The sequence below is a fragment of the Methylomonas subterranea genome (assembly GCF_024505185.1).
Lineage (GTDB): Bacteria > Pseudomonadota > Gammaproteobacteria > Methylococcales > Methylomonadaceae > Methylomonas > Methylomonas subterranea.
The window spans coordinates 41,081-51,291 of sequence record NZ_JANIBJ010000031.1; the positions used below are offsets into that span (position 1 = coordinate 41,081).

At 50.3% G+C, this 10,211-nt stretch carries 15 protein-coding genes; all 15 read left to right on the top strand.

All coding sequences use genetic code 11. The annotated features are described in order from the left end of the window. Positions 1-88: 88 nt before the first annotated feature. The 15 genes from NP590_RS15515 (at position 89) to NP590_RS15585 (ending at position 9,457) form a co-directional block, all read left to right on the top strand. A complete protein-coding gene (locus tag NP590_RS15515) occupies positions 89-694 on the top strand; it encodes a hypothetical protein (protein WP_256603525.1) in 606 nt (201 codons plus the stop codon). A gap of 96 nt (positions 695-790) precedes the next feature. Further along, positions 791-1,021 carry a helix-turn-helix transcriptional regulator gene (locus NP590_RS15520; RefSeq protein WP_256603526.1) on the top strand — a complete coding sequence of 77 codons (231 nt, stop codon included), beginning with the start codon at positions 791-793 and terminating at the stop codon, positions 1,019-1,021. Positions 1,022-1,307: 286 nt separating this feature from the next. After that, complete coding sequence (locus tag NP590_RS15525; protein ID WP_256603527.1) at positions 1,308-1,700, top strand: DUF7673 family protein; 393 nt, start codon at positions 1,308-1,310, stop codon at positions 1,698-1,700. Further along, a complete protein-coding gene (locus tag NP590_RS15530; protein ID WP_256603528.1) occupies positions 1,697-2,020 on the top strand; it encodes a hypothetical protein in 324 nt (107 codons plus the stop codon). Before NP590_RS15525 ends, NP590_RS15530 begins: the two co-directional genes overlap by 4 nt. Beyond that, the gene (locus NP590_RS15535) at positions 2,010-2,702 is read left to right on the top strand and encodes a hypothetical protein (RefSeq protein ID WP_256603529.1); all 693 of its coding nucleotides are present in this window, start codon (positions 2,010-2,012) and stop codon (positions 2,700-2,702) included. The genes NP590_RS15530 and NP590_RS15535 overlap by 11 nt, the downstream gene beginning before the upstream one ends. Next, a complete protein-coding gene (locus NP590_RS15540; protein WP_256603530.1) occupies positions 2,695-3,348 on the top strand; it encodes a phage virion morphogenesis family protein in 654 nt (217 codons plus the stop codon). The genes NP590_RS15535 and NP590_RS15540 overlap by 8 nt, the downstream gene beginning before the upstream one ends. 110 nt (positions 3,349-3,458) lie before the next feature. Next, the gene (locus tag NP590_RS15545; protein ID WP_256603531.1) at positions 3,459-4,319 is read left to right on the top strand and encodes a toprim domain-containing protein; all 861 of its coding nucleotides are present in this window, start codon (positions 3,459-3,461) and stop codon (positions 4,317-4,319) included. Next, on the top strand, positions 4,319-5,821 hold the full coding sequence (locus tag NP590_RS15550; RefSeq protein ID WP_256603543.1) for a primase-helicase family protein: 1,503 nt from the start codon (positions 4,319-4,321) through the stop codon (positions 5,819-5,821). Before NP590_RS15545 ends, NP590_RS15550 begins: the two co-directional genes overlap by 1 nt. Next, the gene (locus tag NP590_RS15555; RefSeq protein ID WP_256603532.1) at positions 5,818-6,117 is read left to right on the top strand and encodes a hypothetical protein; all 300 of its coding nucleotides are present in this window, start codon (positions 5,818-5,820) and stop codon (positions 6,115-6,117) included. The genes NP590_RS15550 and NP590_RS15555 overlap by 4 nt, the downstream gene beginning before the upstream one ends. A gap of 133 nt (positions 6,118-6,250) precedes the next feature. Beyond that, positions 6,251-6,568 (top strand): hypothetical protein, encoded by a 318-nt coding sequence (locus NP590_RS15560; RefSeq protein WP_256603533.1) that lies wholly within the window; start codon positions 6,251-6,253, stop codon positions 6,566-6,568. 67 nt (positions 6,569-6,635) lie between these two features. Then, positions 6,636-6,998, top strand: a complete 363-nt coding sequence (locus tag NP590_RS15565; RefSeq protein ID WP_256603534.1) for a hypothetical protein — start codon at positions 6,636-6,638, stop codon at positions 6,996-6,998. Between the two features lie 50 nt (positions 6,999-7,048). Further along, positions 7,049-7,306 carry a hypothetical protein gene (locus tag NP590_RS15570; protein ID WP_256603535.1) on the top strand — a complete coding sequence of 86 codons (258 nt, stop codon included), beginning with the start codon at positions 7,049-7,051 and terminating at the stop codon, positions 7,304-7,306. A gap of 21 nt (positions 7,307-7,327) precedes the next feature. Further along, positions 7,328-7,999 (top strand): hypothetical protein, encoded by a 672-nt coding sequence (locus tag NP590_RS15575; protein WP_256603536.1) that lies wholly within the window; start codon positions 7,328-7,330, stop codon positions 7,997-7,999. Positions 8,000-8,064: 65 nt separating this feature from the next. Then, positions 8,065-9,096, top strand: a complete 1,032-nt coding sequence (locus NP590_RS15580) for a phage integrase (RefSeq protein WP_256603537.1) — start codon at positions 8,065-8,067, stop codon at positions 9,094-9,096. A 10-nt stretch (positions 9,097-9,106) separates the two neighbouring features. Then, positions 9,107-9,457, top strand: coding sequence for a hypothetical protein (locus NP590_RS15585; RefSeq protein WP_256603539.1), 351 nt, complete (start codon positions 9,107-9,109; stop codon positions 9,455-9,457). Positions 9,458-10,211: the final 754 nt, after the last annotated feature.

Sequence of the window (10,211 nt, forward strand, 5' to 3'; positions counted from 1 at the left end):
ATAGCTTTAGCGGGCAATAAGCAGGTTTCGTCCACCTGTTTCCGGTTAACCCTTCTTGGACGGCTTTCACTTTGACGGAGTGAATTTTTTGGACTCTACAAATTCAGGATATTACAAACCGGTTGAAGACTTTCGAGCCTGTTTTACTGACAGTATCTGCGATATTAAAAATTCAGTTAGATTTGAAATCGGAAATAAGTTAGATGGCCAAGCGCTTGAATCTGAAATTAATAGAATATTTGAAATTTACTTGAATCTTGCTCACGGTGCGGCTATTGCGCACGAATCAACCGGACAAGAACTTGATAAATGCCTATATGACGCGCTAACTGAGTCAGACTCGAGTGACGACGATTTGATATTGTCTATAGCGTTTTTTTATGCCTTGAAGTGCGGATACAACTACGCACAAGGCCGAATGGATTTAGCCATGAAAGCGCTAATCGATGCCAACTTTTACCTTGGGTCTTATTATGGTTTTTGTCACTTTGCTACTGGAGACAAAGCCACAAGAAGCAAAGGCGGTAGATTTAGACATATAAAACATCCGCCAACGAGAAAAGAAGCTGCAATTAAATATTATCTAGACAATGAGGACAGGCTAAAACTAAATAAAAAAAACGCGGCTGATGAAATATCAAAAAAAGTTAATTTATCCTTTGAATACACAAGAAATTTATTGAAGAAACTATAAATAAATCAGGATGTCAGCTAGCTGTCGTTCTGGTTATTTTTTTTAACTCCATCATCATGCAGCCATGTACCACACGCCACAGAGGAGTGCATTTACATGGCGACAGCAGCACACAAGCTTCCAGAAACAGGTTTTTTGCGGATTTGGCAAATCGTTGGAGACAGTAAGAAGAAAATCCCGGCTCTAATTCCGGTCGGTCGGACGACGTTTTTGAATCGCGTCAGAGAAGGCACCTATCCTGCCCCCGTGAAACTCACGGAGCGAACCACTGCATGGCGCGTTGAAGACATCCGTGCTTTGATCGAAAAGATTGGCGGTGCTGCATGATGTTGACATGCCAAACTAGCAGCGCTATTCTTTCAGTCGCTGGCACATCCAGCACCGGGCGTGGAAACCTGGTACTAGGCGAAAAATCGCCGCAGTCATTAGCGGCTTTTTTATGCACGTCACTTTTTAGCGCGGTGTTATCGCGTCTAGTCATAATGGCGGGCTTGTTTGGGCAGCGTTCGGCGCTGGCCGCACCTAGTAGCGGTTTTCCACTCCACTCAAGTCCGTCGCCCGATACCGTGGAAAGTATCAGCGGCGGTTATTCCTCACTACTAGGAGTTACCGCATGAACACCCAAGCCACGGGCCAATTGCGCCCAGAATCCACCCAACACCCCGAAGCCCTTAACGATTTCTTCCGGCGAATGGCCGAGCTGGACACCGAGCGCCAAGCCGCTACCGAGGCCGGCCTTCCTGCGTTGATGCGCCTGGCCGACGTGGCCGAGCGCGATAGCGGCCAAGCCGAAACCGTCCGCCTGTTCCTGCTCGGGCTGTACAACGGCTACCGCTTCCCGTTCAACCTGGTCCGGCTCAGAGGCCTGGATAAAGCCTTGTTCGACGACTGCATGGCCGTGCTGACGCTGGACGCCAGAGCAACCGCCCAAGAGGTCCATCAGTATTTGGACAGCGGCGGAGAACGCTTCGAACGCTGGGCTCGCTTGGCGGGAGGTGAGCAATGAGCGCCAAGCCAGTGTTACCAAAACAACCGATCGCCATTGTGGCCGAAGATTCCGACCAACAACGCCATCATTTTATGAATTTGACCGAGCGCATGGACGACGCCATCAACGGCCTGAAAGCCCTCGACATTTTGATGGCGGGAAACCAAGACCGGGCCATATCGGACCTATCCAGCTTACTGGCGCCGTTCATCGAAAATATGGCCGAACTCAATACCGAGTTGATGGACTTTTTTAACAAGTCCGACGTGGTATTCGCCTATCCGTCCAAAGGCGATACCAAAAACTCAAATTCAGCCGGAGAAGACCATGATGCTTAAGAATGTTGATATTGCTGGCCTGGATTCGATTTTTGCCGCCCATGGCGATCTCCAACGCGATTGGTCACGGCAGCATCTGTTGCTGGATGCGTTTTTCTCGTCGGCGAATCGATTTGACGAGATTGTCCGCGGCGCCTGCGAAGAAATGCTGGCTCGAGAGCTGGTGCTCGATTATCGCCCGACGTGCGCCGCGCCGTCGTTCGAAGAAATCCAACGTTGCTATGACGATCTGGCGAAACACCTGAATAAGGCCCGAAAACCGCGGGCGAGTATTCGCCAGATAAGCCGGACGTGGTTGTTTGGCTTGGCCCAGCGTTCCGCCAATCTACTTGGCGCCGTCGGCTGGCTGGTCACTGAATCCGCCAGAGAGGATTTGGCAGAAGACACGAACCCAGCACCGGCAGTCGTCCCGGATTTCAGCCACAGGCTGTCTCCTATCGGCGGTATGAACAATACGCTGGCCTTGGCGGATACCGTGAACATGGCTTCCGAAAAAGCTGGCGCTATTTTGAAAATGCTGAGCAACCACTTTGCCAAGGACGACGATGAGGACAGGCCTCGCGACGAAGTCATTTACTATGCTTTGCAGGCTATCAGCGACGAGGTTCAGGACATTAAGTCGCTGGTGGAAGCATTCCACAATGCAGCGGTGCTAAACACTAAGGCGGTGAGCCATGTTTAAAGTCGATATCGAAGGCCTGGATGGGGTGGTTGGCCGGTTGAATACGCTAACGCCGAAACTTCGAAAGCAAATTTACAGAAAAGCCGCGCGCCAATTGATCAAGTCCGCAAAAGCCAGGATAGATAGGCAAACCGACCTCGACGGACAGCCGTTTAAGCCCCGGGCCGACGGCAGCAAAGAACCTATATTGAAAGGCAAACGCGGCGGTAGGCCGGGCATTCGCAAATTGTTGACTGTGCTGGAGGCAACCGATTCAGAGGCTACCGTAGGCTGGAAAAACGCCTTTTTCGGGAATCTGGCCGCTAAGCATCAGTTTGGTTTCAGCGAACCGACCCGGCAACGCAAGCGCAAAAAGGCCGTTGATTACTCCGCGCCGGCTAGTCGTCAGCAAGCAAAAGAGCTGATCGAGGCCGGATACAAAAAGCGCCGGGCGCGCGGTGGCCGGCAAACGCCATCCATTCGATGGATCACAGAAAACCTGACCACGGGCCAAGCCGGGCTGATTTTGCGGGTGCTGCGGGGGCCAAAGGCATCGACAGGCGTTACTACCGTGCCGGCGCGAAGCTTTTTAGGGGTTACCCCGGACGATTTGCGGGATTTGGAAGGCTTGTTAAACCAATTGATCAATGAAGTGTTGAGCGCATAAAAAAAGGCCGGCGGAGTTGAGGAGCCCGCCGGCCATTTATCAACCAAGCTTCTATCCAGAACCAAAAACAGTTTAGAAGCTTTTTGCAGGGTTCGCAAGGAGCTAATGCAATGAATATAAACGATTTAATTGACGCTGTTCGCGCCGATATGGCGGCGCATGGCGTTACGACGGACGACACGCTGATAGCCGATGGCACGATACACCGAGCCCGACACATCGACGACCGAAAAGGGAAACTCAGCATATCCTACAAGATTCACGCGGACGGGAATCCGGCGTGGTATTTCGAGTACTGGCCGACCGGCGTCAAGATAACAGGTTCGTTATCGGGCGAACGCAAACGCCTGTCATTATCCGAGCGTCGGCAAATCGCCGAGGAACAAAAACAGCGGGAAAACGAGCGCCGCGCATTGCAAAAACAAACGGCGGAACGGGCCGCGCATATTTGGAAAGTTGCTAAGCCGGTTTTGAGTGCCAAAGAGCACCTGTATTTACAGCATAAAGGAGTTCCGCCGCTGGGTTTGCGTATGAGCGGCAACGGCCGTCTCATAGTTCCGCTTTATAGAGAGGATCGTAAGTTAGTAAACCTGCAATTTATCGATGAAGACGGCGGCAAGCGATTTTTACGCCATGGCAAGAAAAAGCATTGTTTTAGTGTTATCGGCAATTCGAACAACATCGATCGATTGCTGATTGTGGAAGGTTGGGCGACCGGCGCCAGTTTGCATGAGGAACTAGGCGTTTTTGTCATGGTGGCGATGGATGCCGGCAACCTGGAACCGGTGGCGCAAGCCGCGCGGCGATTGTTTCCGGATGCGGAAATCATCATTGCCGGCGACAACGACGAAAGCGGCACCGGCCAAGCCGCCGCCAATAAAGCCGCTGTGTCTGTCGGCGGCAAGGTGTTGATTCCGCCGCAAACAGGCCAGGACTGGAACGACGTGCTGACCATGGAGGGCGCCGCTTGATGGACGCCGCCCATGAGTTTAGAACCGAGCTGCTCGAAAACTTGGCCGAGCAAGGTGAATTGCCGCAGCGTAAACCGAAGATCAATCTTGATAGTGACCCGGTGAAACCTGTTGGCGATACGGCACCGGCTGCACGCCAAACCTGGCCATCGAGCAACGAGATTGCCGGCATGTACAAAGTTGGCGCCAAGGGTAATCAAGAGCTGGTGAAAGCCTGGGCGAATGGGTCGCCTATCCATGAAGATGACCTTCCTGAGCTGGCCACGATGAACGAACTATATTGCCATGCCCTGGTCGGCGGCAAAAACGTGATTGTCGGGCAGCGGTTTTGCCAGGTGCAAGGCAACGTGCTGACGTTTGAATCACCCGCCGAATTCAAGAAGAAATTCCTGCACATAAAGAAAATCAACGGCATAAACCGGGGTCAGGCTTTTCTCGAGTGGCCCGGCAAAAACTTCAAACCCGGCGGTACCGGATTTTTTCCAGATCCCAAGAAATGCCCGCCGGACGCGCTGAATTTTTACCGCGGCCTGCAAGTCAAGCCGATGGCCGGCGATGTATCGCCCTACCTGGATCACATCAAGCATGTGATTTGCGCCGGTCACGAGCCGTCTTACCGTTACTTGATTGGCTGGATGGCGCACCTGTTCCAAAAACCCGATGAAAAGCCCAGTGTAGCGATCGTGCTGAAATCGGTGGAAGGCACCGGCAAGGGCACCATGGCGGAACCGTTGCTCAGAATACTCGGGCCGCATGGCAACAAGACCAACGGCGCCTATGCCATTGCCGGCCGATTCAACGGCACGGTAGCCAACCGGCTATTGATTTTTGCCGATGAGGTGGATTTGACCGATAAGCACGTGGCCGACCGCCTGAAGGGCATTGTGTCGGAAACCACGGTCAATATGGAGCGCAAAGGCCTGGAGATCGAGCCCTTGCCGAACTATTGCCGGTTGATTTTCGCCAGTAACCATTCGCGGGTGTTGAGCGCCGGCATTCGTGAGCGCCGTTATTTGGTGTTGGAGCCGTCGGACAGATTCGCCCAGAACCCGGACTATTTCAAACGGCTTTGGCGTTGGATCAACACCAACGGGCCGGCCAGGTTATTGAACTACCTGCTGATCGTCGACTTATCCGACTTCGATCCTTACCGCTGCCCACAAACGCCAGGTTTGATAGCGGAGAAGTTGGGCAACCTCAGCGGGGTGAACCAGTTCTTTTACAACAAGATCACCGAGCAAGAACCGTTTGGCGGCCGAGCCAGAATTCCCGCCACGGAATTGGTCGACGACTTTATGGCTTGGTCCGTCGAACATGAACAAAAGGTCACCAAGCCGGCGGCCAGAAGTTGCATCGGGCAAACCATGCTCAAGCTTGGGATTGATGTTCACGGTCGATCAGACCGCGGCGACGGCAAATATTACGAGCTGCCTGAACGGGCGGTACTGGTACAGCAATTCGCCAAAATGCTGGATATTCCGGAGGAGGCCATAGAGCTATGAAAACACCAGAACGGCTTTTTTGCTGTACCACCTGTACCACCACAAAAAAACAGCACAATTTCAGTGCTTTAACTGGTATAGGGAAAAAATATATTACCTATACCGTACCTATACCACTTAAACCATTGCCGGAAAAATCGCGGAAAAGTGGTATGGGTGGGATAGCTGGTACAGCCGCTATACCGCTACCTACACCGGCTGCAAGCCTCGCCATTCGTGGCTTACGGCGTTTTGGTGTAGGTGGTACAGCAAAAATCGACTTTTTTTCTTTTTTTTATTTTCGGCGGGATTTGTGAGGAGAAACCGCCGTAATTACGAAACCTATTTCATTTTGGAGGTGAATCGCTGAACAAATTGGCAGTGCCTGGCTTGAGGAGCAGGCGGCCGACTGTAACCGGTCATTTATCAACTCTATTCAGGAACTTGAAAATGACGAACATGATTAACCCTTTGGCGGAATTGCGCCGGCAAGGCTTAGAAGCCGATATTTACAAAGCCCGTTTGCGCGTATATCCACGCCGGCGATTGAACAAGGCGCTTTGCCAATACGTGACGGCCAATGTGCCGGCGATTGTTGAAGGCCTGATTGCCGAGCAAAAAGCCAAGGCCGGAGACCACGAATTTTTGTGGGAGTTGCCGACCAAGGTCAGCGTTGAGCACTTTGGCTTTGAATTCGATATGGCTGAGGTGATACCGCACCACGTAAACGGACAATTTTTTGCCGAGTCAATCGATCCGGCAATTTGAAAGCAGGGTTTGAGGAGCGGTTCCGGCCGTAAACCGGGTTTCTTAATGATCATTATGGAGAACGAACATGGCTTTAACCATATTACCGGTTAATTCACCACTCACCCAATTGCGGGCACAAGGTTTTGATGCGGAATTCATGACGGCGCATCTGATTGTTTACCCAAAACCCAAAATCACCAATACGATCCGTCAGTTTGTCGTGGATAACCTCGAATCGATTGTGGATGAATTAAACCTGGAAGGGTATTACCGCAAAAATCCGGACCCATTGGGATACGAGGCTAAAAATGGTGGCAATTCGTTGCGGTCGCAAGGCATTTTAATTTGGGGACTGAATAGCACGATGCGTACGCACATTGGCGCAAAACCGCTTGATCAAGTAACTGAAAGCATTCCGGATAGCTTGAACGGCAATCTGTCTATTTAGCGTTTGGGCTGGTCTTGAGGAGACTTTTTAACAATCTATAGGAAATCGACATGCAAAAAACTAACTCACTGTTACAAAACGCCGCCAGCAAGATCAGCAGCGCCATGGATCGAATTAAGTTTGATGGTTCGTTAACGACCGACGACTTTCAAAAAATCCGCGCCGATGTTGAAGAAGCCAAGCGTGACGTGAACATGTTTAGCCATATCAATCAAGACCCAACGGGACTCGCTACCGCGCTGGAGCGTTCTATCGAATTGATCGATCGTACGCTCCATGTTTTGGACGATTCACCCAACATTATTTAACCACTATCATCCCGGCCGGCCTTGGCGCCGGCCCTTGGATTACGGAGAACAATCATGAACCTATCGCATAAGAATCATGCGGAACTGAAGCAAGACGCGCAAAACGCGCGCGATGCCATCGCAGCCAAGCAGGCGGAACGCCAGTCGTTGTTGGCTGATATTCGTCAGTTAAATGAAAAAATCGAAAACCTGAGCCAAACCTTGTCGCGTGAAGAACACGTTATGGCCAGCACGTCGAAACTCAAACAGCCCTCCATGACAGCCATCGAGTTCATAGCTAAGCGCAAGGAGTTGGAAGCCATGCGAGGCGAATTGCCGACCATGAATGAAGCCTTGGCGTTCTTGGATCGATCGATGGAATCGTTGCATGGCGAGTTGAGGCTAATCAACGATTGGATTAACCGAAAACTGGAACAGTCTTCGAAAGACCTTGTGGCGCAATTGGCGCACCGTTTTGTTGAATCATCGGGCGAGGATTTCAAAACCTTGGTGGCGGCGGTCATTGTGGCCAACGGCAAGCAGATGGGCTTTTCAGAAGATGTTAAAAGCCTGTTCGTTAAGGAAACGTCCTCAACGCTATGTGACGCGCTGTTTATGGTGTTGCGAGATGCAGAGGGTTATCGCTTGCCTGATTTTGGTGAGGCAAGGCGCATTGTTTCCGATCGATTGAATACCGTTGCGGAAGCGGCTTAGTGATGACAGGACGAGCCGAACACCTAAACGGTTTTTCGGCTTGTCGTTGCCTATTGGTTTGAGTCATGGCGATTAAACAAGACAAAGACGGCACCTGGCGCGTGCAGATTGACCGCAAGGGCATGCCAAGAACCCGGCGAACCGGCTTTACTGCCAAGGGAGATGCGGAACTGTTCGAGCGCAATTATCTGGCCGAATATCGCGTTAACCATGAACAGGCGATGGACGGTCGCACGCTGAAGGAGTTAATTGAAAGCTGGTTCATTTACCACGGCATCAACTTGGCGGACGGCGAGCGCCGCCGGCGAGCACTGCTGCAAATGGCAAGCGATTTGAAAAACCCGGTCGCCAGCCAATTAACCGCCGAACAGTTTTTGAAATACCGTTACCAGAAAACCTTTGAAGGCGACGTGGTTTGCTTCAAGACCTTCAACAACCTGCATGGCTATTTGGCGGCGGTGTTCAACAAGTTGAAAAAGCTGAAGGTGATTACCTACCAATCGCCGATTTGCGATATTGATTTCATCAAGGTGCAGGAACGCCAACTGAGCTACCTGAGCCGCAAGCAAATTGATGAGCTGCTCGAGGTCATCCGGATCCACGCGCAAAACCTGAATACCTGGTGGGTTACGCAAATCTGTTTAAGGACCGGGGCCAGGTGGAGCGAGGCCGAGAAGTTGAAGCGCAAGCAGTTGCGCGACGGCCGGATTACGTTCGAGTTCACCAAGTCCAAGAAAACCAGAACCGTGCCGCTCGATCCTGCTTTCTTCCATGCCCTCGATCAGTATGCCGGTTATCTGAATCCGGACGATCGAATATTCACCAACTGCATCGGCTCATTCCGGCGTGCGGCGAAACATACAAGTATCGATTTTCCCCAAGGACAGAAGACCCACATCTTGCGTCATTCGTTCGCCAGCCACTTTGTCATGAACGGTGGCAACATCTTGAGCCTGCAAAAAATCCTTGGTCATGCCGATATCAGCATGACCATGCGCTATGCCCACCTGGCGCCGGACCATTTGAAGGATGCAATCAAATTAAACCCGTTGGCGAATACAGTAAAACTATCGGCCGACACATTTAAAACCCAATAAGTAGATATATATGAGTAGCATAAAGCCAATCAAAAAATATCCAGTTCCGAATGTGGTCTATGTCGATGTAGACGGCACACTTCTGATTAACAACCGAGTAAATCATCCGCTTGTCGCATGGGTACGAGATCAACACTCAGAAGGTAAGCAGATAGTTGTATGGAGCGCTAGAGGAGTTGGGGCCGCGATCATGGCTGTTGATGTGTGCGGGATAAGAGATATTGTGTCTCACACACTTTCAAAGCCTGGATATGTGGTTGATGACCTTGGGAAGAGATTTACACAATACATGGAGATCATTCACGTTAACGAGATTGACGGCAGGAAAAATAGCATTATTCATAAACGAAAAATTCGTTGATGAAATTGGACTTTTGTTCGCCGCTAGGGGCGCGGAGTTTCAGCACCGCTTTACACGGATATGGTCGCCAACGCTCATGAGTGAGCACCCTTTTTTAAGTGTTTCCCCCTAAAAGTTATACACAGTTGAGCGGTTGTAAGTTGTTAAAAAAGGATAAAAAACAGGCGTAAAAACGCAAGAACGATGAATTGTAATGGCCTGAATTCTACAGGCCTTGTGTATCAAGGGATGCAGTCCGCGCACTCCTCCTCGCCCCCGGGCTTTTCGCCAAAATTATCCACAGCGAAAATTAAAATAGAATTTGTGCTGTGGATATTTTTATCGCAAAATCGCCGAAAATGCGCGAAAAACACCTAAAAATGAGTGATTTGATTAAAAATAGCATGATCTATAAAAGACTGGGAAATTACGCAATTTGTAAAAATATGGCTGAAATTGCATGTTTTAGAAGTAAAATTTCAGTCGATAAACCACCAAAAAAATGAAAATTTATTTTTGATTCAGATAGTTACGACGATTCGCTGTTTTTTGTTGAATCAACACTGGCACATCGATAAAAAAAATCCAATTACACATCAATGGCTTACATTAAAAGTGATTGCGGTAACTGGCAAAGTTTGGCGGTTTTTGGCATGCTTTGATTCCGGGTTATCTACTAAACTAATTGAATTGCGCTAAGGTATGTTTAGGCAAATTACCATGAAATTGCCGTCGTTTTTGGTCATCTGCACCGTACAAATGTACGGTGCAGATG

Coding starts and splice junctions, on each gene's coding strand:
- NP590_RS15520 (WP_256603526.1), top strand. CDS start 791: ATGGCGACAGCAGCACACAAGCTTCCAGAAACAGGTTTTTTGCGGATT.
- NP590_RS15525 (WP_256603527.1), top strand. CDS start 1,308: ATGAACACCCAAGCCACGGGCCAATTGCGCCCAGAATCCACCCAACAC.
- NP590_RS15530 (WP_256603528.1), top strand. CDS start 1,697: ATGAGCGCCAAGCCAGTGTTACCAAAACAACCGATCGCCATTGTGGCC.
- NP590_RS15535 (WP_256603529.1), top strand. CDS start 2,010: ATGATGCTTAAGAATGTTGATATTGCTGGCCTGGATTCGATTTTTGCC.
- NP590_RS15540 (WP_256603530.1), top strand. CDS start 2,695: ATGTTTAAAGTCGATATCGAAGGCCTGGATGGGGTGGTTGGCCGGTTG.
- NP590_RS15545 (WP_256603531.1), top strand. CDS start 3,459: ATGAATATAAACGATTTAATTGACGCTGTTCGCGCCGATATGGCGGCG.
- NP590_RS15550 (WP_256603543.1), top strand. CDS start 4,319: ATGGACGCCGCCCATGAGTTTAGAACCGAGCTGCTCGAAAACTTGGCC.
- NP590_RS15555 (WP_256603532.1), top strand. CDS start 5,818: ATGAAAACACCAGAACGGCTTTTTTGCTGTACCACCTGTACCACCACA.
- NP590_RS15560 (WP_256603533.1), top strand. CDS start 6,251: ATGACGAACATGATTAACCCTTTGGCGGAATTGCGCCGGCAAGGCTTA.
- NP590_RS15565 (WP_256603534.1), top strand. CDS start 6,636: ATGGCTTTAACCATATTACCGGTTAATTCACCACTCACCCAATTGCGG.
- NP590_RS15570 (WP_256603535.1), top strand. CDS start 7,049: ATGCAAAAAACTAACTCACTGTTACAAAACGCCGCCAGCAAGATCAGC.
- NP590_RS15580 (WP_256603537.1), top strand. CDS start 8,065: ATGGCGATTAAACAAGACAAAGACGGCACCTGGCGCGTGCAGATTGAC.
- NP590_RS15585 (WP_256603539.1), top strand. CDS start 9,107: ATGAGTAGCATAAAGCCAATCAAAAAATATCCAGTTCCGAATGTGGTC.